This window comes from Butyrivibrio sp. (assembly GCF_017635265.1).
GTDB lineage: Bacteria > Bacillota > Clostridia > Lachnospirales > Lachnospiraceae > Butyrivibrio.
Map to the genome: position 1 here is coordinate 1 of NZ_JAGBLU010000002.1, position 20,014 is coordinate 20,014.

At 40.4% G+C, this 20,014-nt stretch carries 27 protein-coding genes and 2 pseudogenes; 24 read left to right on the plus strand and 5 right to left on the minus strand.

Annotated elements, in window-relative coordinates:
• The 12 genes and pseudogenes from J6O61_RS00360 to J6O61_RS00415 form a co-directional block, all read left to right on the plus strand.
• Nucleotides 1-876: pseudogene (locus tag J6O61_RS00360) on the plus strand (hypothetical protein); the annotation flags it as partial.
• Nucleotides 869-1,633, plus strand: a complete 765-nt coding sequence (gene istB / locus J6O61_RS00365; RefSeq protein WP_292208210.1) for an IS21-like element helper ATPase IstB — start codon at nt 869-871, stop codon at nt 1,631-1,633. The pseudogene J6O61_RS00360 and the gene istB, both read left to right, overlap by 8 nt.
• Before the next feature lie 4 nt (nt 1,634-1,637).
• Nucleotides 1,638-2,006, plus strand: coding sequence for a hypothetical protein (locus J6O61_RS00370; RefSeq protein ID WP_292208211.1), 369 nt, complete (start codon nt 1,638-1,640; stop codon nt 2,004-2,006).
• 204 nt (nt 2,007-2,210) lie between these two features.
• Nucleotides 2,211-3,311: a macro domain-containing protein gene (locus J6O61_RS00375; protein ID WP_292208213.1), complete on the plus strand. Its 1,101-nt coding sequence runs from the start codon at nt 2,211-2,213 to the stop codon at nt 3,309-3,311.
• Nucleotides 3,312-3,464: 153 nt separating this feature from the next.
• A complete protein-coding gene (locus tag J6O61_RS00380) occupies nt 3,465-4,148 on the plus strand; it encodes a vWA domain-containing protein (RefSeq protein ID WP_292208215.1) in 684 nt (227 codons plus the stop codon).
• A gap of 149 nt (nt 4,149-4,297) precedes the next feature.
• Complete coding sequence (locus J6O61_RS00385; protein ID WP_292208217.1) at nt 4,298-5,083, plus strand: ADP-ribosylglycohydrolase family protein; 786 nt, start codon at nt 4,298-4,300, stop codon at nt 5,081-5,083.
• A 153-nt stretch (nt 5,084-5,236) separates the two neighbouring features.
• Nucleotides 5,237-5,980 carry a YdcF family protein gene (locus J6O61_RS00390; protein WP_292208220.1) on the plus strand — a complete coding sequence of 248 codons (744 nt, stop codon included), beginning with the start codon at nt 5,237-5,239 and terminating at the stop codon, nt 5,978-5,980.
• Between the two features lie 90 nt (nt 5,981-6,070).
• Nucleotides 6,071-6,484: an EamA family transporter gene (locus J6O61_RS00395; RefSeq protein ID WP_292208223.1), complete on the plus strand. Its 414-nt coding sequence runs from the start codon at nt 6,071-6,073 to the stop codon at nt 6,482-6,484.
• Nucleotides 6,485-6,498: 14 nt separating this feature from the next.
• Nucleotides 6,499-6,834, plus strand: coding sequence for a hypothetical protein (locus tag J6O61_RS00400; protein WP_292208226.1), 336 nt, complete (start codon nt 6,499-6,501; stop codon nt 6,832-6,834).
• A 45-nt stretch (nt 6,835-6,879) separates the two neighbouring features.
• Nucleotides 6,880-7,299, plus strand: coding sequence for a DUF523 domain-containing protein (locus tag J6O61_RS00405; protein WP_292208228.1), 420 nt, complete (start codon nt 6,880-6,882; stop codon nt 7,297-7,299).
• 5 nt (nt 7,300-7,304) lie between these two features.
• Nucleotides 7,305-7,490 carry a hypothetical protein gene (locus J6O61_RS00410; protein WP_292208231.1) on the plus strand — a complete coding sequence of 62 codons (186 nt, stop codon included), beginning with the start codon at nt 7,305-7,307 and terminating at the stop codon, nt 7,488-7,490.
• A 3-nt stretch (nt 7,491-7,493) separates the two neighbouring features.
• Nucleotides 7,494-8,069, plus strand: a complete 576-nt coding sequence (locus tag J6O61_RS00415; protein ID WP_292208233.1) for an SGNH/GDSL hydrolase family protein — start codon at nt 7,494-7,496, stop codon at nt 8,067-8,069.
• Nucleotides 8,070-8,309: 240 nt separating this feature from the next.
• On the opposite strand, the gene J6O61_RS00420 is transcribed toward J6O61_RS00415, so the two are convergent.
• Nucleotides 8,310-9,563 carry an ATP-binding protein gene (locus J6O61_RS00420; RefSeq protein ID WP_292208263.1) on the minus strand — a complete coding sequence of 418 codons (1,254 nt, stop codon included), beginning with the start codon at nt 9,561-9,563 and terminating at the stop codon, nt 8,310-8,312.
• Between the two features lie 598 nt (nt 9,564-10,161).
• Nucleotides 10,162-10,611, minus strand: a complete 450-nt coding sequence (locus J6O61_RS00425; protein ID WP_292208235.1) for a cysteine hydrolase family protein — start codon at nt 10,609-10,611, stop codon at nt 10,162-10,164.
• A gap of 92 nt (nt 10,612-10,703) precedes the next feature.
• Between J6O61_RS00425 and J6O61_RS00430 the strand changes: the two genes are divergently transcribed.
• Together J6O61_RS00430 and J6O61_RS00435 are read left to right on the plus strand one after the other, a co-directional pair.
• Nucleotides 10,704-11,165 carry a hypothetical protein gene (locus tag J6O61_RS00430; protein WP_292208237.1) on the plus strand — a complete coding sequence of 154 codons (462 nt, stop codon included), beginning with the start codon at nt 10,704-10,706 and terminating at the stop codon, nt 11,163-11,165.
• A 186-nt stretch (nt 11,166-11,351) separates the two neighbouring features.
• Nucleotides 11,352-12,464 carry a putative glycoside hydrolase gene (locus J6O61_RS00435; RefSeq protein ID WP_292208240.1) on the plus strand — a complete coding sequence of 371 codons (1,113 nt, stop codon included), beginning with the start codon at nt 11,352-11,354 and terminating at the stop codon, nt 12,462-12,464.
• A 4-nt stretch (nt 12,465-12,468) separates the two neighbouring features.
• Here the strand turns inward: J6O61_RS00435 and J6O61_RS00440 are convergent, their stop codons facing one another.
• Nucleotides 12,469-12,687, minus strand: coding sequence for a hypothetical protein (locus J6O61_RS00440; RefSeq protein ID WP_292144295.1), 219 nt, complete (start codon nt 12,685-12,687; stop codon nt 12,469-12,471).
• A gap of 121 nt (nt 12,688-12,808) precedes the next feature.
• Nucleotides 12,809-13,222, minus strand: coding sequence for a hypothetical protein (locus tag J6O61_RS00445; protein ID WP_292144294.1), 414 nt, complete (start codon nt 13,220-13,222; stop codon nt 12,809-12,811).
• A 317-nt stretch (nt 13,223-13,539) separates the two neighbouring features.
• Here J6O61_RS00445 and J6O61_RS00450 point away from each other — a divergent pair, with 317 nt between their 5' ends.
• The 9 genes and pseudogenes from J6O61_RS00450 (at nt 13,540) to J6O61_RS00490 (ending at nt 17,601) form a co-directional block, all read left to right on the plus strand.
• Nucleotides 13,540-13,737 carry a hypothetical protein gene (locus J6O61_RS00450; RefSeq protein WP_292208243.1) on the plus strand — a complete coding sequence of 66 codons (198 nt, stop codon included), beginning with the start codon at nt 13,540-13,542 and terminating at the stop codon, nt 13,735-13,737.
• Nucleotides 13,738-13,750: 13 nt separating this feature from the next.
• A complete protein-coding gene (locus J6O61_RS00455) occupies nt 13,751-13,960 on the plus strand; it encodes a PspC domain-containing protein (RefSeq protein WP_292208246.1) in 210 nt (69 codons plus the stop codon).
• 383 nt (nt 13,961-14,343) lie between these two features.
• Complete coding sequence (locus tag J6O61_RS00460) at nt 14,344-14,550, plus strand: hypothetical protein (RefSeq protein ID WP_292208248.1); 207 nt, start codon at nt 14,344-14,346, stop codon at nt 14,548-14,550.
• A gap of 50 nt (nt 14,551-14,600) precedes the next feature.
• The gene (locus J6O61_RS00465) at nt 14,601-14,912 is read left to right on the plus strand and encodes a glutaredoxin-related protein (RefSeq protein ID WP_292208250.1); all 312 of its coding nucleotides are present in this window, start codon (nt 14,601-14,603) and stop codon (nt 14,910-14,912) included.
• Nucleotides 14,913-15,001: 89 nt separating this feature from the next.
• A pseudogene (locus J6O61_RS00470) lies at nt 15,002-15,380 on the plus strand (zinc ribbon domain-containing protein).
• A 4-nt stretch (nt 15,381-15,384) separates the two neighbouring features.
• Nucleotides 15,385-15,864 carry a MazG nucleotide pyrophosphohydrolase domain-containing protein gene (locus tag J6O61_RS00475; protein WP_292208251.1) on the plus strand — a complete coding sequence of 160 codons (480 nt, stop codon included), beginning with the start codon at nt 15,385-15,387 and terminating at the stop codon, nt 15,862-15,864.
• Between the two features lie 280 nt (nt 15,865-16,144).
• Nucleotides 16,145-16,693 carry a GNAT family N-acetyltransferase gene (locus tag J6O61_RS00480; protein ID WP_292208253.1) on the plus strand — a complete coding sequence of 183 codons (549 nt, stop codon included), beginning with the start codon at nt 16,145-16,147 and terminating at the stop codon, nt 16,691-16,693.
• A gap of 25 nt (nt 16,694-16,718) precedes the next feature.
• Nucleotides 16,719-17,297 carry a hypothetical protein gene (locus tag J6O61_RS00485; protein WP_292208256.1) on the plus strand — a complete coding sequence of 193 codons (579 nt, stop codon included), beginning with the start codon at nt 16,719-16,721 and terminating at the stop codon, nt 17,295-17,297.
• On the plus strand, nt 17,260-17,601 hold the full coding sequence (locus J6O61_RS00490) for an arsenate reductase family protein (protein WP_022775194.1): 342 nt from the start codon (nt 17,260-17,262) through the stop codon (nt 17,599-17,601). The genes J6O61_RS00485 and J6O61_RS00490 overlap by 38 nt, the downstream gene beginning before the upstream one ends.
• 55 nt (nt 17,602-17,656) lie before the next feature.
• On the opposite strand, the gene J6O61_RS00495 is transcribed toward J6O61_RS00490, so the two are convergent.
• Nucleotides 17,657-19,345: a hypothetical protein gene (locus J6O61_RS00495; protein ID WP_292208259.1), complete on the minus strand. Its 1,689-nt coding sequence runs from the start codon at nt 19,343-19,345 to the stop codon at nt 17,657-17,659.
• A 124-nt stretch (nt 19,346-19,469) separates the two neighbouring features.
• On the opposite strand from J6O61_RS00495, the gene J6O61_RS00500 reads away from it, so the two are divergent.
• Nucleotides 19,470-19,688, plus strand: coding sequence for a hypothetical protein (locus tag J6O61_RS00500; RefSeq protein WP_292208261.1), 219 nt, complete (start codon nt 19,470-19,472; stop codon nt 19,686-19,688).
• The last annotated feature ends 326 nt before the right edge of the window (nt 19,689-20,014 follow it).

A 20,014-nucleotide genomic window follows, 5' to 3' on the forward strand; every position in this document is an offset into this window, starting at 1 on the left:
GGGTTTGACGTATTCCTGTGTCATGGTGCGGATCCTGAGAGCAAAGGACGTATTGAGAACGTAGTAAAGTACTTAAAACACGGCTTTGCAGAGCACAGGATTTTTAAGGATACAGACAACTTTAACGAAGACTGTATTGCATGGCTTGAAAGAACTGGAAACGCCAAGATCCATGAGACAACAAAAAAGATACCGGCAGAAGTATTCGCCCTCGAAAAGGAATACCTCATACCAGTATCTGAGTACAGTTTTGAAAAACCTGTCACCGAAAGTATAACCTATCAGGTCCGTAAAGACAACGTGGTCCTTTTCCATAGCAACAGATACCGCGTACCTAAAGGAACTTATTCCAAAGGCAAGAAGGTATACATGATCACAGAAGGTGGAGAAGTGTCCATTGTTGATGCATCGACCGGAGAGATATATGCAACACACCCGATATCCGCAGGAAAAGGCGAGCTCATAGGCTCAACCACAAATGACTACCGTGAGAAAAGCCAGTCTTTAAAGGAACTTGAAGCAGATGTTCTGTCGAGGTTCATGGACAGTGAGTCTGCCAGTGAATTCTTTGAGAAGCTGTATCACCAGAAACGCCGGTACTATCGAGACCAGCTTCAGATAGTAAAGAGGCTCTTTACAGAATACGATGGACAATTCATAAACCGTGCCCTTTCGTATTGCCTTGAAAGAAACATTTACTCCGCTGTTGAACTTAAATCAGCTACTGCATACCTGTTCAGCTTTGAAGCGGACAAGAACAAAACAGAAAAACCAGGAAAGGTACAGCTGCCAGAGAAGTACAGAGGCGGCAGCCCTGAAGTACGTGACCTCAGGATATATGAGGATGCGATGAAGGGAGGTGCCATGAATGGATAAGATACAGACATTAAAGACCTCGGCCAGAAGCCTTGGGCTGATACATACAAGAGATGCCCTTGATGAGGTGATCCATACAGCTGAAACTGAGCAGCACAGTTATCTGGATTTCCTTACATATGTCTTTGACGGAGAGATACTTTACCGCCAGAACAAAGCAAGGGACAAGCGCATAAAGGAGGCAGGATTTCCCTATCCCAAATATCTCAAGGACTTTGATCTGACCTTTTGTAAAGCCATAAGTAAAAAGCAGTTCAAGCAGCTCACAGAGCTTACCTGGATAGACGGGCTATACAACTTAATACTTTCCGGTCCACCCGGAGTTGGCAAGACACATCTTGCAATAGGGCTTGGATATCAGGCATGTGAAGATGGCTATAAGGTCAGCTATACAACCATGCAGTCACTGATAAAGGTCCTTCGTACTGAAGAAATCGACAGACATGCTGGAGTCAAGCTAAGAAGGATACGTTCATCAAACCTCCTGATAATAGACGAGGTCGGATATCTTCCCATCTCTGCAACTGAAGGGAATCTGTTCTTCCAGCTGATATCAGAGCTTCAGGAACGCACCTCGATAGTCATTACTACCAATAAGGGGTTTGAAGAATGGACCGAGTTTCTCGGAGATGCAGCACTTGCTACTGCCATTCTGGACAGGCTTTCATATCAGTGCGACAAGATCCCTATGAATGGTAAGAGCTACAGACTTGAGAACAGGAAATCATTTTTAAATGAAACCGGAAAGGATAAGTGAATATATGAGAAAAGAACTAGAATACCAGGCTATGCTTGAAGAAGAACTCAAAGAATATCTGAAAGACACAAAAATGACACCCAAAGAGCGTAAAGCTCTGCGTGAATGGGTGGCGGCAGGTCACAGCGTTCACGAGAACAATGCCATGGCTGTGTGCGAAGGCGGATATCCAATAGATTTCCTCGACATATACCGTGAAGAGGAAGAACTGAGACAGGTAACAAAGGATATGAACTCTGAAGATGCCAGAAAGTATATGATGGATTATTACGGATACAGTGATGACCCCAGAAATCATGCCCCAGAGCCTTTGGATGATATCGACTTTTCCAAGCTAAAAGGCAGGGATCTTGACTTCATTTTTGGTAATTAAGCAACAAGGGCTGCCGTTTACGCGGCAGCCCAAGAATAAAGACAAGTATGGAAAATAAAATGCCGCTGGCTATGGAATCTTAAATGCCGCGGATTCAGGAAAATTAAATGCCGAAATTTCGGGAAAAGTACTTGCCGGTTACAAGGGTGTTACTGACCAATCGGATCTTTTTGTGAGAGTCGAAAAAAGATGGAGTAAGTGGTTATGCCATTTCAAATTATCAGAAATGATATTACAAAAGTAAAAGCAGACGCCATAGTAAACACAGCGAACCCTGATGTTGCGATCGGGGCTGGCGTTGATTCTGCTATATATAAAGCTGCGGGGGAAGAGAAGCTTATTGTTGCCAGGGGCAAGATTGGACGACTTGATCCTGGAGAAGTGGGAATCACTCCTGCCTTTAATCTTGGTGTTAAATACATCATACATGCCAGTGGACCATGGTGGGAAGGCGGCGATCATGGTGAAGCAGAGCTTTTGAAGGCTTGCTATGACAAATCTCTGGAGCTGGCATATAAGCATAAGTGTAAGTCCATTGCTTTCCCACTACTTGCTACGGGAACCTATGGATTTCCGCAGAAATTAGGAATAGAGATTGCTGTAGATTCTTTTACCAGGTTTTTAACCGAGCATGAGATGGAAATCTTCCTGGTGGTGTTCGGACAGAAGTCTGTAAGGATTTCCGGTGAGTTGGGTGAAGAAGTACGCTGCTACATAGATGATGACTATGTCACGGAGACTCTTGATAAAGAGTACGGATTGGAGCGTCCTCGAGATAGAAGGCGAGAAGAAGCTTCTTTCCATGCTGCAGATTATATAGGTAGTAGCGGCTTTGAGGATATCTCTGATAAGATGGAGGTTGAAGCTGAAGAAGTTCTTGAGGAATATGAGGAACTCGGACCAGAGGATGATATTGGAAGTGCACCCAAGAAGGCAGAGTCTCTTGATGATGCTTTAAAGAGCATGTACACGGATTCTTTTGAAAAGCATCTTCAGCAGCTGATCAACAAGAAAGGGCTAAAGAATTCCGAGGTTTATGCTACAGCGAATATTTCAAAGCAGTATTTTTCCAAGCTGATAAAGGGCCAGGTTAAGCCTTCAAAAGAAAAGGTCCTTGCCTTGGCAGTGGGACTTAGTCTCAACATGGATGAAGCTGTTGATTTCCTGCGTCTCGCTGGATATGCTTTTTCTCCGGTATCCCAGACTGATGTAATCGTAGAGTATTTCATAAGGCACCAGGATTACAACGTAATGAAGATTGATATTGTACTCTTTGATTATGGCCTGGATTCGCTTTCAAGTTGATAAAAACGTGCAAGCTGACTTGCACAATTTGTGTTTTTACAAAGGTCTCCTCCGGGTTGACCTTTTTCTTTTGCCAAAAAGGTATTATTACATCAGAACAAAGGAAACAGTCCACTGCAGGGGACTACAGATGTACTGATGGAGGCAAAAGAGATGAGTAAAGGATATACAGAGATTGTTTATATTTTAGATAGATCCGGTTCAATGGGCGGACTTGAGGCAGATACTATTGGAGGTTTCAACGCCATGATGGAGAAGCAGAAAAAAACAGGCGAGAAGGCAGTGGTTTCTACAGTTCTTTTCGATGATGAGTGCGAAGTTATCCATGACAGAGTTCCCATTGAAAAGATTGAGAAGATGACTGACAAGCAGTATTACGTCAGAGGCTGCACAGCTCTTCTGGATGCGGTTGGAGGAGCGATTCACCACATTGGCAACGTTCACAAATATGCAAGGGAAGAGGACAGGCCTGAGAAGACAATTTTTGTAATCACTACAGACGGGATGGAGAATGCCAGCAGCAGATATTCTCGCGAGAAGATTGAGAAGATGGTTAAGAAGCAGCAAAAGAAATATGGCTGGGAGTTCATCTTCATCGGAGCCAATATCGATGCTTATGCTGAGGCTCAGAAGTACGGAATTCGCAAGGACAGGGCTGTTAACTATGTGAGTGATAATATCGGAACAGCGAAGGTTTATGCAGGAGTTTCAAATGCTGTTTGTTCAGTAATGATGGCGGATTGCTCAGCTGAAGCCAGTGAGTGCTTGACTGGAAGTGGATGGAATGAAGAAATCAATGCAGACTTCCAAAAGAGAGGCAGAAAGGTAAGGAGATAATCTTGCCCGGATAATTCAGGATTGTTGTCCGGATATTTCAAGAATAATGAGTGGTAAAGAAATTCGTCAGCGCTGGTGGTAAACAAATTCAGTAGCGGAAGTGGTAAACTTTTTCGATAGCGCTGGTCAGGGATAGATAGGAGATGTTTATGGCAGTAAAGGGAGCAGTTTTAGGAGATATACTTGGAGCACAGTTTGAGTTTGACAGACCAAAGAATCTTGATTGGAAGAATGTACCTCTGGCTGAGGGCGATGCAATTGGTTTTACAGATGATACAGTCATGACTTTGGCCATTAAGAAGGCACTTGTAGTGGGAAGCGATTTAGTGGAGACCATGGTTGAAGTTGGCCGTGAGTACCCATTTGCCGGATATGGAGGGAGGTTCTTTAACTGGATCAATGGAAATAACCATGAGCCTTATAACAGCTGGGGAAATGGTTCAGCTATGAGAGCTTCCTTCGTGGGCGAGTTCTATGAAGACTACGACGAGATGCAGAAGATGGCTGAAGCTACAGCTGTGGTGTCGCACAATCATCCTGAGGGAATCAAGGGAGCAGTTGTGACAGCAACCTGTATCTGGATGGCTAAGCATGGCAAGAGTAAGCAGGAGATATACAATTATGTTTTGGAACAGTATCCAAAGGAGGATTACGAGTACAGCATTGCTTACAGTCTTGATGAGATAAGGCCTCGCTATAAGTGGAATGAGAGCTGCCAGGGATCTGTACCTGCAGCCATGAGATGTTTCTACGAGAGCAACGACTATGAGAGCTTCATCCGAAATGTCTTTTCCCTGGAGTGCGACTCTGATACTTTCGGAGCTATTGCAGGCGGAGTAGCTGAAGAATTCTACGGTGGATTCGGTGATGTGGATGCGGATGGACTTCTTAAGAAGTACCTGACTCCGGAGCTTTATGAGATATTGATGATGTAATCCCACATAAACGTAGTACAGGGAGAACAACCAGAACTGGTACTTCGTTGTCTCATATAGCGTCGAAGTACTTTTTTGCATATAATTAGGGGAGTTAAAAGTATATGAAGAAATGGTAATACGTTTAGATAGCTGAGGATATGTTATTGAGATATGAAGAAAAGATTGATATGGTTGTTACTAATTGGAATATGTCTATTGTATTCTGCGAGTATCTATTTTGTGGGAAGCGGAACTTTTTCTTTTGTGATATGGCTTATTGGAGCATTGTTTTTTGGAACAATATTCTGGTTCTCCGGGAAAGATAGATGGAAAAGGGTTCCGATACTAGTGCGAAGGATAGTGAATGTTTGCATAGCGGCTATTATGGTGGCTTTTATGCTATGCATAATTGCGATGATAAGTCATTTTAATGATAAGGGACAGGATGACCTTGATTACATAGTTGTGCTTGGCGCACAGATGAGGAATAGTGGACCGAGCATTATTTTTAAATACAGGCTTGATGTTGCTTATGATTATCTTATACAGAATCCGGATACAGTATGTATTGTTTCCGGAGCTAAAGGGAATAACGAATCAGTAAGTGAAGGAGAAGGTGGAAAAGAGTATCTAGTCTCAAAAGGAATTGTGGAAAACAGAATCATAGCTGAAACGAATGCAGTTGATACAGTTCAGAATATAGCCAATTCTCTTGAAATAATAGGTGATAGGGATGGTCTGACGATTGGTGTTGTGACCAATAATTTTCATGTGTTCAGGGGAGTGCATTTAGCGAGGAAGCTTACAGATAACGAGGTTTACGGAATAGCAGCGTATACAGTTCCTTGGTATCTTCCAAATAATATGGTCAGAGAATGCTTTGGGATTTTTAGGGATCTGAAAAAGTTGGGTTAATGTTTATAGGTATAAGAAGTTTTTTATGAAAAAGGCAGCTAAGGGAATCAGATAGAGATTACAGAGTAATGTAAGCGGGGGATAAATGATATGTGGTTTTTGTTTGCAATTCTATCAGCAGTGTTTGCTGCACTGACATCAATACTTGCCAAGGTCGGCATTGAGGGAGTTGATTCTAATCTGGCTACAGCGATAAGGACCTGTGTTGTGGTGGTAATGGCCTGGGTTATGGTGTTTATAACAAGTGCTCAGGGCGGTATAAGTTCGATCAGTAGAAAGAGCTGGATCTTTTTGATTCTGTCAGGGCTTGCTACAGGAGCATCGTGGCTGTGTTATTACAAAGCTCTGCAGATGGGTGAAGCTTCAAAAGTAGTGCCTATTGATAAGCTGAGTGTTGTAATCACGCTGGTGCTGGCATTTGTCTTTTTACATGAGGAGTTTACGGCGAAGTCTTTAATCGGATGTGTACTGATTGGAGCAGGGACACTGATAATGGTATTTTGATGGAGGAGAATGACATGCAGGGGAAATATCCGGTAATAACATTGTGCGGAAGCACTAGGTTTAAAGATCAGTTCATGGAAGCACAGAAGAGGCTTACTCTTGAAGGCAACATTGTCATCAGCGTAGGCTTGTTTGGTCATTCCGGAGATCAGGAAGTCTGGGAAAACATGGACGAGGGAACGCTTACTAAGACAAAAGAGATGCTAGACGACATGCACAAGAGGAAAATCGATATGGCAGATTCCATATATGTAATCAACGTTGGAGGCTATGTGGGAACTAGCACTAAGAGTGAGATTGAACACGCGATAGCACACGGTAAAGAGGTCAGATACCTGGAAGAACCATAACTCATATACAGGATAAGACTCATTTGGAAAGGATGGAAAACTGTAATGGTCATTGCTGTTAGCGCATGCCTTTTAGGTGAGAACTGCAAATATAATGGTGGAAATAACTACAGCGAGAAGGTTAGGGCTTTCTGTGAAGGACATGAAGTGATTCCTATATGCCCAGAGGTAATGGGAGGTCTTCCTACGCCAAGGGTGCCGGCTGAGATAGTGAACGGAGTCGTTACCAATAAAGAAGGCAAGGTTGTTGATAAAGAGTTCAGATCCGGAGCAGAGGCGGCCTTTAAGAAGATAATGGATGCCGGCGCTGAAGTTTGTATTCTTCAGTCAAGAAGTCCAAGCTGCGGAGTAAAAGAGGTTTACGATGGTTCTTTTAACGGAAAGAAGATCCCAGGCAGGGGAGTGTTTGCGCAGATGGTTAGTGAAACATCGATTAAGCTGATTGACGTGGAGGACTTGGACTGAGGTTTATGTGGAAGATAAAGCAGATATTTGATGGAGATTATGGTTGCGAGGAATTACAGCCGGGACAGAAACCTAAAGTATCGGTTACTCTTATGGATGATGCGGGGAATGAGAAACTTGTGTCAGTTGAAGATGAATGGCTTATGGAAAATGGGCTGGATGTTGGCTCTGAGTGGCCGTCAGGAGTATGAGATATGAAGAAAATATATGCCTTTGGAGATTCAAATACATATGGCTTTGACCCAAGAATGGGTGGTGTTGGGAGATATCCTAAGAATATCAGATGGACCGGTGTGATTGATCTGATGCATGAGTATGAGGTGAATAATCAGGGGTATAACGGCCTTTTGATTCCATACTCGGATAGTTCTATTGCTTCAATTGGCAGAAGTATCAAAGAGTATAGCCCTGATATGATATTGATAATGATCGGCTCAAATGACCTATTGAACATGTCCCCTGCATCCTGTGAAAATGTAGGAATTCGTTTGCGACATTTTCTTTCAACACTATGTGACTGCATTCCGGAGCATGTTCAGCGTATGGTATTAGTGGCACCGCCAAAGATGAGCCTGGGCGATTGGACTGATTATGTCATTGTCAATGAGTCAAATAAGTTTGGGACGGTATATGAAGCTATAGCAAGTGAAAAGGGACTGACATTTCTAAATGCATGTGAGTGGGATCTGCCATTATGCTATGACGGGGTACACCTTACTGAAGAAGCGCATTTGCATTTTGCAGAAAAAATTATTTCTTTCGCTTATTAGAAATTAATAAACTGGCCAGAAAAGTTAAAGAAATCCAAATTACGCATAAGTTTTTCTTTAATATGTAAATATATTAAGCCGCTATATTTCCTGAATTAGGGAATGTAGCGGCGTTATTTTAGGGAGGACCCTTCGGCTATTCTCCGAAGGGGTGTGTTATGAAAAGTTTTGTTTTAGGTGGGGGCAAGAAGTTGTGTTCTTCTTGATGTCTTTATATTAAGATTTGAACTTTAATTGAAATTAAAAATCCAGGCTGTCACTATTCAGAAGAAAATACTTCATTCCCATGATTACATATCCCTCATCATTTCTCCATGGTTTTGAAGATCCATTTACAAGTACAATTTTTTTGAAAGAGTCAGGAATGTTTCTAAACGAATTGTATTCCTGCTGCTGTTTTTCTTCGGTGGAAAGATCATATGCGACCTGGATATAGTAACGTTGATTTCCCATGTTGGTCACAAAGTCCACTTCCAGTTGCTTTCTCACGCTTTTACCTTCACTATTCTTCTGATTCACTTCCACCATACCAACATCCACGGAATATCCCCTTGCCAAGAGTTCATTGTAAACAACGTTTTCCATAAGATGCGTTGGTTCTTGCTGCCTAAAATTCAATCTGGCATTTCTAAGTCCAACATCAGTAAAATAGTATTTAAGGTTAGCGGCTATGTATTTCCTGCCCTTGATATCATATCTGTTTGCTTTTGATATAAGATATGCTTCTTCCAGAAAATCTATATGAGAAGATATCGTTTTATGTGTATAGCTGCTATGTCTTTCCGCTTCAAAAGTATTCGATATCTTTGTAGGATTAGTGGGAGATCCAATCGCAGATGCAAGTATATTTACAAGCGTATTTATCTCATCCTTATTCTTTATCTTGTTACGCTCGATAACATCCTTCATATAAACGTTATCAAAGATGCTTTTGAGATAGTCCATCTTCTGCTTGGCATTATTCATATCAATAAGAGCCGGCAGCCCACCATAATTCAAATACTCATCCCAGGCATCATCGTATTCACCACCAAAAGCAGCATAAAACTCAGCGAAGGTAAGCGGATATATATGTATCTCATCCCCTCTGCCTCTGAACTCAGTGATAATGTCCTTTGACAAAAATTTGGAATTACTTCCCGTAACATATACATCAACATTCTCTATTCTCAGAAGGCTATTTAATACTTCCTCAAACCTATCCATGAATTGAACTTCGTCCAAAAGAACGTAATATTTCTCGCCATCAAGGATTTTTTCCTTAATGTATCTATAACACGCCTTAGGTTCACGCAATTCATCAACATCGATACCATCAAGTGCAATCTCAATTATATGATCAGCATCAACACCACTGTTAAGAAGATACTCCTTATACAACTTGAATAATAAAAATGATTTGCCACAGCGCCTGATTCCGGTGATAACCTTTACCATTCCATTATTCTGTCGTTCAATAAGCTTATTTAAGTAGACATCTCTTTTTATCAACATCATATTACCTCTTTTTGCAACTTGACGCATTTTCTGGTAATAGGATAGCTCCGCGCTCTACTTATGTCAATACTTTATTACCATTTTTTGCGTCTTGACGCATTTGTGGGGAATATAAATCCAAAAGCCTCAAAACATCTCTGTTTCAAGGCTCTCTTTTCTCAAGATGAATATCTCCAGTAGTGCATACTTTTCCATCTTTCATATATGTTTTGACGTTCATCTAATATGGGACTAGTTATGGAAATGATGTAAGGGAGCTTGCTCAGATAGCAAAGGCAACCTTGCCTATAAATATGGGGAATGTCCCTGGTAGGAATGGACGGAAGAACCCATGGAATAAGAAAAATAGGCAACAAAAAAGCTCCTTGGCTCTCTGTTTATCCTCATTTTTCGGGTATTCCCATGCTGCACCATCCTTTAGGTACTTATCAAGCTGCGCTGACATGAGTGGGTACATTGTACGGTAGGAATATGTTCCCTTATTTGTTATTTTGACGACCACACATATATCTTGCGACAACCTTTTGATAAATGAAATACTACTGTTATTCTGCATCCTTACATGGAATGAAGAGTGGAATTACCAGTAGCCATATTAAACGGTGATTATTACGCCAGCATTTCTCAATTCATTAAGCGTCTTTTCAAATATCTTTTCATTTCTGGCGGCTGTGCATTGCAGGTTAAGAGTTACTTTGTAGCCTGCATTGGCAGCATCCAGGCATGTTTTCTTTATGCAGCTGTTGCCATCTACACCTATTATCTCAAGCTCAGTAACGTTCTGAATCTTTAGCTCTTTTACAAAAGAATCATTTGTAAAAGCACTTGGAAATTTCTTTTCATAGATGTGATCTGAGACTATGAGGAGATTTTTCGCAAGTGCATAACTATCATCTTCTCCATGAATACCTATGTTGCGGACGTAGAAAACTTGGGTTCCGGTTGATTTAGCCACGGTAATCCTTGCGTTGATCCTTGGCAACAGACCAGCGTCGTAGTAGTTTAGATATTTTTCTTGAACATCGATCACTAGTAGTATTTTCATATGTTAATTATAGCGTTAAATTATGAAAGAAAAATAAAGCAAATATTTGGCTAATTTCTTATAATAAAATAAAAAAGGATGTTCTAGGCGAAGTGAAAACACTTTATAGTTTATTGCAATGTACTTGGGGATTGCCACAGACGTTTGTGGGAATCATCTATTTTTTGGTAAATGGTAGATGTAAGCATTACAGGTTTCATGGTTCGGTAGTTACAGAATGGGGCAGTAAATCCAGCTTGTCGCTGGGGATGTTTCTGTTTGTCTCAGATGATCCATTTTATTATTATCAGGAATATACGCAGCAGTACTCGGAACAAGAGTTTTCTAGAATGCTTTTGGTGCATGAATATGGGCATACAATCCAATCGTTGATTTTTGGACCTGCTTATTTGTTTCTGGTTGGAATTCCTTCAATTGCGTGGAGTTTTTTACCAGCATTTGTTAAAAAGAGGGAACGGGAACATATATCGTACTTTTCAGCATATCCTGAGCGCTGGGCAAATCAGTTAGGTGAAAAAGTGACAGGAGATCATTCTATTGGAGAACCTATATAAAAAGGTATAAGCAAGGTGAGTTTATGCAGTATGGGGGTAATGCTATTTACATGTAGGACTTAGTGATGCATGTTGTAGACTTCATTTTACGTGGATAATCATAATATAGAGCATGTCTTTATATTACGATTTGAACTTTAATTGAAATTAAAAATGTTATGAAAGAATTATGAAGTAAAGGTAGCTATGAAAAAGAAATGCTTTAAAATACTGAGTAAAAAAATAATATCGTTATTCCTGATGCTGACAATAGCTTTGGGACAGTCTAAAAACGTATATGCTGAAGGTGATGAGACAAGCCTTCCGTCGACAGACCAAATACATGGAATATATGTAAGTGCTTATGTTGCCGGTACAAAAAACATGATGGAAGAGATGATCACTCATATAGATGGCAGTAATATCAATGCCGTTGTGATCGATGTCAAAAATGATGAGGGAAACATCGTCTTTGACATGAAATCAGATCTTATCGATAAGCTTGGAGCCAAAAATATACTTGTGAAAGACATGCCAGGGCTCATTGATACTCTTCATGAGCACGGAGTTTATACTATTGCCAGATGTGTTGCCTTCAGGGATCCGTATATAAAAGATGTAGAACCTGAGTGGATGTTAAGAACTGCAGATGGCGAAATATATGAAGATAATAAAGGCTTTAATTGGATGGATCCAAGAAATGACGACGTCTGCGACTACCTTATCGAGGTTGCTCTTTCTTGCAAAAACGCTGGGTTTGATGAAATTCAGTTTGACTATGTAAGATTCCCTACCGGAATAACCGAAGAAGACCTTGGCATGAACGGATATGGTAGGAGAAAGGCCATTAACGACTTTGTAAGGACTGCTCACGCTAAACTTAAGTCATCGGGTATGCCTCTGTCACTGGATGTATTTGGAACTGTCATAAACTCAAAAGTAGACAGAAATATCGTTGGGCAGGAGTATTCCTGGCTTTCAATGGGATGTGAGTATTTATCTCCGATGATATATCCATCGCACTATTATGAAGGAACAATGGGCAATGATTATCCTGATCTTTACCCATATGAGACGATAAATGCAGCCATGAAGTACTCAGAGACAGCACTAAAAACCGTTAATCCGAACGGAAAGAGAGTGCAGGCATCAGTCAGGCCATGGCTTCAGGGCTTTACCGCATCTTATCTGAAAAAGTACCGCCAGTATGAGGCAAAAGAAGTAAGGGAGCAGATAAAAGCTGTTAATGATAATGGTATTGACTCATGGATCATCTGGAATCCGTCCTGCAAGTATCCATGGGAAGCGTTTACTGAATGAGACATCATTTTGTTTTTACAGAAATAAGTCTTAGATCACTGGTCCCAAAGAACAGTGAATTTCGTATCATACCTATCCTGAAGAGGTTAAATACATAAAACATCGATTTCATGATGTTTATAAATCCAAATGTACTTACAAGTTCCTCAACAGTTGGAGGATAGCCCCATCTTCTTGAGTGATTTCCGACGTATTCTGCTATTTTTGTTTCAAGTATTCCCATTATTGTAATCCCCTTTGTGTGCTTTTATTATCGGCAGATATTACTCTGGTCGATATAAACAGCTTATCAGCTTTGTGTGTTTGAAATGTTTCTGAAATATAAAGTATCCATAAAATCACTATTACAACATTCTCTTTAAGTCATTTCGTATGCTTGTAACCTGATTTATAGCATTTTCACACTCACGTTTTGCTTTTCCAATCTGTGACTGGACGATAACATCCATCAAAAATCCGTCGCAGAAGAGATCTCCAAATGTAAGGAAGCCGTTAATATGCACAGATGAGTATCCATCTACGTCTCTTAGTTCTTTTGAGAACTTTTCAAGGGCTCTTTTAGCCTTATCTATTTCATTCTCAGCATCACTCATTTTGCTGTGTTTTATTAGACCGCTGATAAAACCACCACCAAGGGTGTCAAATAATCCCCATCCGCTTGCGCTGGAAAGGCACCTTTTGGCTCTTTCAAGGTGGTCAAGTGCAACATCAGCTGCTTCTATAGCTTCCTGTATTTCTCTTGTTCTTATATCATACATGGCTTTGCCTCCAAATTTTTGACAATAGTATTAAGTGTTAATGATATCTTAAAGCAACAGGGCAGATAGTAACATCACTTATTGAGAAGGATAACGGACTTTATTCTCCTTTTTTAGCGACAAAAAGTACCGCCACCGGGAGCCTGCCGCAGTGACGGTACCTTATCTTTTTGGAAGATTGTTCATCTGATTTTTCCTAAAATCGAAGAATAGGAACTTCAAATACGCTAAAAATGTGATATATTCACACAACCTTGTGGGGTACAATGTGTCTATAAAGAAATCAAAAATACGGCGGTTGCGAAAGGAGGATACCCATGAAGGGATTTTGGAAAGGGTTCATTGTTGCGATGCTCATAGTATATGTGATCTCACCGGTAGATCTCATTCCCGGACCAGTAGATGATATTGTGCTGGTATTTCTTTCATACGTAGCCAGCAGGAGAAAAAATCTGGTTGAAAAAAGTGATGATGAGCGTATTGAAGTAATTGATGCAGATGGAAGGGAGCTTTAAGGAGGCATGTGTGATGGAAAAGAAATTATACAGAAGTAATGACAGAAAGATATTTGGTGTGTGCGGCGGTATTGCTGAGTATTTTGGATGGGATCCGACCGTGATAAGGATATTGTGGGTAGTCTTTTCGATATCCGGAGGTGCGGGAGCCGTGATATATCTTATTGCTGCGCTCCTTATGGAAAATCGTCCTGATTATACTAGCAGGTATGATAACAGATAAGATACACATCCGCCATTAGGGATGTTGATAAAGGGGCTCCGGGGCTTTCACTGTCCCGGAGCTCATTTTAGGGCAATATGAATTGGATATTTAGAAGAAATCCAAATTAAGCGTAAGTTTTTTTTAACATGTAAATATATTAAGCCGCTATATTTCCTAAATTAGGGAATGTAGCGGCGTTGTTTTAGGGAGGACCCTTCGGATATTCTCCGAAGGGGTGTGTTATGAAAAAGTATTATTTTGTGGGGGTCAAGAAGTTGTGTTCTTCTTGATGTCTTTATATTACGATTTGAACTTTAATTGAAATTAAAAATGTTATGAAAGAAAAATAAAGCATATACAAGTGGGATTTTATATAATGGTAGATAAGAGAGGAAAAGGCTATGGTTGGTAAATATCCGGTAATAACTTTGTGTGGTAGCACACGTTTTAAGAATGAATTTATGGAAACGCAGAAGAGACTTACATTGGAAGGCAACATCGTTATCAGTGTAGCCATACCTTGTTCGGTGCATAAATACAGCAAATCTGCCTATATCAAGGAATTTGTGAATGGAGCAGGCAAGGATAGATTTTTTTCATATAATTAGTTGATAGCATATGAAGACTTCTTGATTGATTTGATATTGGAGGGAAAACAATGATTAAGATTTACGGAATGCCTACATGTCCCTACTGCGATTACATCCATGAGCAGATAATTGGGCGTGAGAATGAATTTGAGTATATCAACATCGGTGAGAATATCATAAACATGGGAGCTTTTACCAGACTTCGCGATACCAATCCTGCATTCGATCATTCCAAGGAAATTGGTGATGTTGGCATACCGGCCTTTGTTCTCGAAGATGGCAGTATAACTCTTGATCCTGCGGTTGTGGGCTTAATTGAATATGGAACACCTGATGCTTGCTCTATAGAAGACCATAAAAGTGGAAGGAAAGGGTGTTAAGGCATGGTAAAGCAGATAGTCAGAGATCAGTTCTTTTTACAGCAAAACTCTGAGCTTGCAAAATATATAAAACAGGGGTGAAGAGATAAATGTTTTTTATCATGGGAATCACAGATGGCAGGAAAGATTTTAACTTTAATCAGCTGATCCCCCTGTTCCATCTGCGGAAAATATGGACGTTTCAACGTGTTTATGACATATACAGTGCTGTCTCTTTTCTTTATACCGACTTTCAAGTGGAACAGACATTACTATGTGCAGACAAGCTGCTGCGGAACTGTTTATGAGCTTGATCCGGAGATTGGTAAGATGATTGTCAGGGGCGAGGAGGTAGAGATACTGCCAAGCCATCTGACTCAGGTAAGCGGTGGAAGAGGATTTGCTACTGGCTATAAGAGATGCAGGCAGTGCGGATACGAGACAACTGAGGATTTTGATTTTTGTCCGAAATGTGGAACGAGGTTTTGATATAATGACAGAGATAAGCAGGCTGAAAAGTATAGTAGAGACGCTTCGAAGTGAAAACGGCTGTTCCTGGGATAAGGTGCAGACACATTCCAGCTTGAAAGCTGCGTGCATAGAGGAAGCAGCGGAAGTTGTTGGAGGAATCAACATTCTCGAAAAGACTGGGGATGCGGCAAACCTAAGGGAAGAGCTTGGGGATCTGCTGTTGCAAGTAATGTTTCACTCTGTAATCGCAGAGGAAGAGGGGCTATTTACTTTTGAAGATGTTGCAAAGACCATTTCGGATAAAATGGTCAGGAGACATCCGCATGTTTTTGAGGGCGTGAAATATGCTTCAGAAGAAGAACTTCACGAAGCCTGGGCTGCGATAAAGAAGGAAGAGAAGAAAGGCAGAGAGTGGGAAGAAGATTACATTGAAGGGGCTTTCAATGAGGCATCTGAGCTCATTGAAAAAGCTAAGGAGCGTAAGGGGGTTAAGAGCCAATGAAATGAAAAACATATTGACAGCAAGTTGTCAGATAATTATACTAACAACTAATAATTTTCAGAAAGAGAGCAGCTATGATTAAGAGTATCCTCGTCAATTCTAATATGGTCAATAACGAATCCGTGAAATACAATCAGGGATCTGTTTTTGATATGCATGATGAGGAATAGTTACGATAGAGCATAGCTGTATTTTAATTATGATATGTGAGCCTCATCAGACAAGTCGTTTGATGGGGCATTTTTTTACAGAGGCACATATAGAAAGAAGAGGTGGAAAAATGGTTTTTGAAGAAAAAGAGTATATGCTCGGGGAAAAGAAAATATTGCTTCGAAGCGCTAAGCCGGAGGAAGCGCAGCTTCTGGTTGATTATCTGAAAACTGTTTGTGGGGAGACAAGGTTTCTTCTCTGCGACCCTGATGAAGTAAAGTACACGGCTGAGTCTGAGGTAGAGTTTATCAATGCTAAGAATTCATCTGAGGATTCCATGCTGATGCTTGCCTTTGTTGATGGAGAATATGCGGGCAACTGTTCATTTCAACCTATAGGAAGCAGACGCAGGGCCAGGCATCGTGTAGATATCGGAATTGCTCTTTATCAGAAGTACACTGGATTTGGACTGGGACGTCTCATGCTGGAGCAGCTTCTTTTTACAATAAAAGAGCTGGGATATGAGCAGGCAGAACTTACGGTAGTTGGTGGTAATGACAGGGCATATCACCTCTATGAGAGCCTTGGCTTTAAGGAGTGCGGAAGGATACCTAAGGCAAACAAGTATCAGGACGGTACTTATGCAGATGATATTCATATGATTAAGGAACTGCAATAATTTGGGGATAATCGGTTATTAATAAATGGAGGAGTATATTACTATGGAAAATCTACTATATCTCAATGCACTAATGCCTTATGTTTACCTGATACTTTTTTATACTTCAAGTAAAATTCAAAATAGCTGGGGAATGCTATATGGCATTTGTTTTGTAGGAATGCTTATTGAGATAATTTTCACCTTAATAATCTCAATGCTATCACATGATAAAAGTAAACTTGCGAAGGTGAATCTGATAGTAAAACTGATACAAATGCCATATTATGTACTGTTTTTTATAGTAGCGACGGGGATTTTTACAATCTTAATGGCTTTGGCAGGTGCAGGAATTTTTGTTTTACCAATACTTATAGCGATAGATGCTGCGGTATTTGCTACAACAGTTATCCCAGCAGAAATATGCACGATCAGGCTTAAAATGGATAAAAAGATATCTCTAACCAAAATGATATTTTATCTGGTTGCAAATGTATTGTATATTATTGACATAATCACAGCGTTTGCAATAAGAAACGAATATAAAAAGCTTTCAGATGCTTTAATACAAGGAGTTATACAAAGAGATGAATATACAGATCTGGGGCACCAAAAAGTGCAATGATACAAAGAAAGCGGAGCGCTTCTTCAAAGAGCGCAATATAAAGTTTCAGTTCATAGACCTGAAGGAAAAAGAAATGAGTAAGGGTGAGCTGAACTCTGTTGTCAGTGCTGTTGGAAGTGTCATGGACATGGTCAATACTGATGCCAAGGATAAAGACACTGTAGCTCTGATCCAGTATATTGCTGATGAGGATAAGTTCGACAAGCTTCTGGAAAATCAGCAGATCATCAAGACACCTGTGGTCAGAAACGGCAAGCAGGCAACTCTCGGCTACCAGCCGGATGTTTGGAAGAAGTGGCAATAATAATAAAGTAGGTGTTACAGAAATAATGCCTATCTTGCGATCGTTGGTCTGATTATTAAAAAGAAATCAAGCTGCTGATCAATTCATCATAACTCATGTTCCCGGTTAGTTCTTCATATTGATAAGTATCGTACTCAGCAACATGAGCTTTGATCTCATCCTCGGACATTTCTTCATCAGTGCAGTTGCGATAATAAGCCTCATAAACATCCATCTCATCTGTAGCAGACAGTTCCTCTTCTGAGGGAGTTCTATCCCCATCAGTATCTTTGAAGAAGAGACTTTCAACATAAAAGTCTGTCGCAATTTCTTTTCCATTATGGCTGGTCATGTAAGAATCATATTGAACAGCTCCGGCATAGTCAGTGTTGTGGTTGATATATAATCCCTTTCCCGGAGCATACATATAGCCGTAGTTACCGCCGGCACCGTAAGCCCACTTATACATCAGGCAGTGGATGATTCCATTTTCAAATGAGTAGAGAGACACATGATAACCAGGATCATCAATGACGAGCTCAGGCACATCATCACCGTCAGCATCTATAAGTCCATAAGCAAATTTGTCTGCGGACATATTGTAAAGCCCTGCTATATGAGCATAGGCATCTTTATAATTGTCAAACTTGCATTCGGGGTTGTCGCCTAGCAGTATGCTCTTTATGGAAGTAACTGTAATGTTACCGGCAAGCTCTTCTTCAAGTTTTTCATCTATTCCATAGCAGGTTTCGTAGTAGTATTCGTTCGGAACGGATTCTTCCAAACGAATATTTTCACCCTTGTCAGATTCGCCAATTATAAGGATGTCTTTTATTCCATCAGCATTAAAGTCAAAAAAGCTAACGGCAGTAATCATATTAAGTTTGGTATTGTAGTCACTGCCTCTGAATATGCTGGTGTTTATGTTTGTCAGGAACTTCCCATCTCTGATAAGTGCTATTTTTATTCCGTCTTCAGGATCTGGCTGATATGTGACAAAGTGTATTGGCGCTTCAGAAGGAAAAAGTTCAACGTCAAAGGTTTGCGTCTCATCACAGTTGTCATCCCACTGAATGGAATTGGATTTCAAAATGATAGTATCATCGGATTTTGTAAATTTTATTATTCTGTCAGCGTATCTTTCGTAGTGCTTTTCTGTATTCAGCTCAAATCTAAGGGTGTAGTTATCGCCATCTTTTTCCACAGAAGTGCATTCGAAATCATTTCCATCATACATAGAACCCCAATGGTAGTAATAATATGAATCATGAGCTGCTACATAAGTCCAATAAGAGTCGGGAAGTTCATTGGGAGCGCTGGTTCCAAGATGAGTCTCAAAGAACTTATTAAAGTCAACAGCCCTTATGACATACAGATCCCCGTATACCTGAGCCTGATCGACTGCAGTCAGATAATCATTAATTTCATCTTCGCTCACATCTTTAACATCAATCCCGGCGCCATAATAAAATACTGCGCTTAAATCTATGTCATTAGGACTATTAAAGGGCTCGATGAGGAAACCTTTGTATTCTGGTGTGTTAAACAGTTCTGTGAACTCATTAAGCTCTTCTTCAGATATTTCAGAGGTTTCGGCGGTAGAAGCTGTCTCAGCCACTGTTTCTGAGTCTGTAGAGGCTTGTATTTCCGTAAAAGATACTTCTTTTGCTGAGCTGGAATCAGTGGTTTCGGTTTGAGTATCTTTACCGCATCCTGTGATGAGGAGCGCAATAGATAGTATTGGTAATAATTTCTTTATGTTCATTGCAGATAGGCCTCCATAAGTGTCTTTAATATAATATCACTTTACGCTAGTGAGTTTCTAGCGAGGTACGGATAAGTCGGCACATAAAAGACAATCTTATCCGTAGATAAGAGAGGAAAAGGCTATGGTTGGTAAATATCCAGTAATAACTTTGTGTGGTAGCACACGTTTTAAGAATGAATTTATGGAAGCGCAGAAGAGACTTACATTGGAAGGCAACATTGTTATCAGTGTAGCCATACCTTGTTCGGTGCAAAAACACGGTAAATCTGCCTATATCAAGGAATTTGTGAATGGAGCAGTTGATTTTTGGGTTGGTGCTCTGCCTATATTAAAGGGATAGGAAATAGAGGCAGTTGATTTTACAGTAATTGTTCTGCCTATATTGTAAAAAGCGCTAAAGAGGCAGAAAAATAGGGCTAAAATTCTCTGCCTATATTTATAAAAAGTATAATAGAGGCAGAACCGGACGTCTAAAAAGCACTGCCTCTATTTAAGAAAAATGCGATATAGGCAGAGCTATGCCTCTAAAATGGACCCCAAGAAGTGGACACGACGAATAATCATTTTGGCAGGATTTTACGCAACGAATCCGACGTGTGGACATAAAACTGGCTGTATTTCTTTGATGAAAATGTGGTAATCCCATCATGTGGACACGGATTCAGC

Bases quoted from the DNA above. Each gene is read 5' to 3' on its own strand.
- J6O61_RS00375 (WP_292208213.1), top strand. From the start codon at position 2,211: ATGCCATTTCAAATTATCAGAAATGATATTACAAAAGTAAAAGCAGAC.
- J6O61_RS00370 (WP_292208211.1), top strand. From the start codon at position 1,638: ATGAGAAAAGAACTAGAATACCAGGCTATGCTTGAAGAAGAACTCAAA.
- J6O61_RS00435 (WP_292208240.1), top strand. From the start codon at position 11,352: ATGAAAAAGAAATGCTTTAAAATACTGAGTAAAAAAATAATATCGTTA.
- J6O61_RS00480 (WP_292208253.1), top strand. From the start codon at position 16,145: ATGGTTTTTGAAGAAAAAGAGTATATGCTCGGGGAAAAGAAAATATTG.
- J6O61_RS00490 (WP_022775194.1), top strand. From the start codon at position 17,260: ATGAATATACAGATCTGGGGCACCAAAAAGTGCAATGATACAAAGAAA.
- J6O61_RS00460 (WP_292208248.1), top strand. From the start codon at position 14,344: ATGGTTGGTAAATATCCGGTAATAACTTTGTGTGGTAGCACACGTTTT.
- J6O61_RS00440 (WP_292144295.1), bottom strand. From the start codon at position 12,687: ATGGGAATACTTGAAACAAAAATAGCAGAATACGTCGGAAATCACTCA.
- J6O61_RS00395 (WP_292208223.1), top strand. From the start codon at position 6,071: ATGTGGTTTTTGTTTGCAATTCTATCAGCAGTGTTTGCTGCACTGACA.
- J6O61_RS00445 (WP_292144294.1), bottom strand. From the start codon at position 13,222: ATGTATGATATAAGAACAAGAGAAATACAGGAAGCTATAGAAGCAGCT.
- J6O61_RS00450 (WP_292208243.1), top strand. From the start codon at position 13,540: ATGAAGGGATTTTGGAAAGGGTTCATTGTTGCGATGCTCATAGTATAT.
- J6O61_RS00465 (WP_292208250.1), top strand. From the start codon at position 14,601: ATGATTAAGATTTACGGAATGCCTACATGTCCCTACTGCGATTACATC.
- J6O61_RS00495 (WP_292208259.1), bottom strand. From the start codon at position 19,345: ATGAACATAAAGAAATTATTACCAATACTATCTATTGCGCTCCTCATC.
- J6O61_RS00500 (WP_292208261.1), top strand. From the start codon at position 19,470: ATGGTTGGTAAATATCCAGTAATAACTTTGTGTGGTAGCACACGTTTT.
- J6O61_RS00415 (WP_292208233.1), top strand. From the start codon at position 7,494: ATGAAGAAAATATATGCCTTTGGAGATTCAAATACATATGGCTTTGAC.
- J6O61_RS00455 (WP_292208246.1), top strand. From the start codon at position 13,751: ATGGAAAAGAAATTATACAGAAGTAATGACAGAAAGATATTTGGTGTG.
- J6O61_RS00485 (WP_292208256.1), top strand. From the start codon at position 16,719: ATGGAGGAGTATATTACTATGGAAAATCTACTATATCTCAATGCACTA.
- J6O61_RS00380 (WP_292208215.1), top strand. From the start codon at position 3,465: ATGAGTAAAGGATATACAGAGATTGTTTATATTTTAGATAGATCCGGT.
- J6O61_RS00390 (WP_292208220.1), top strand. From the start codon at position 5,237: ATGAAGAAAAGATTGATATGGTTGTTACTAATTGGAATATGTCTATTG.
- J6O61_RS00420 (WP_292208263.1), bottom strand. From the start codon at position 9,563: ATGTTGATAAAAAGAGATGTCTACTTAAATAAGCTTATTGAACGACAG.
- J6O61_RS00475 (WP_292208251.1), top strand. From the start codon at position 15,385: ATGACAGAGATAAGCAGGCTGAAAAGTATAGTAGAGACGCTTCGAAGT.
- J6O61_RS00405 (WP_292208228.1), top strand. From the start codon at position 6,880: ATGGTCATTGCTGTTAGCGCATGCCTTTTAGGTGAGAACTGCAAATAT.
- J6O61_RS00425 (WP_292208235.1), bottom strand. From the start codon at position 10,611: ATGAAAATACTACTAGTGATCGATGTTCAAGAAAAATATCTAAACTAC.
- istB (WP_292208210.1), top strand. From the start codon at position 869: ATGGATAAGATACAGACATTAAAGACCTCGGCCAGAAGCCTTGGGCTG.
- J6O61_RS00385 (WP_292208217.1), top strand. From the start codon at position 4,298: ATGGCAGTAAAGGGAGCAGTTTTAGGAGATATACTTGGAGCACAGTTT.
- J6O61_RS00410 (WP_292208231.1), top strand. From the start codon at position 7,305: ATGTGGAAGATAAAGCAGATATTTGATGGAGATTATGGTTGCGAGGAA.
- J6O61_RS00400 (WP_292208226.1), top strand. From the start codon at position 6,499: ATGCAGGGGAAATATCCGGTAATAACATTGTGCGGAAGCACTAGGTTT.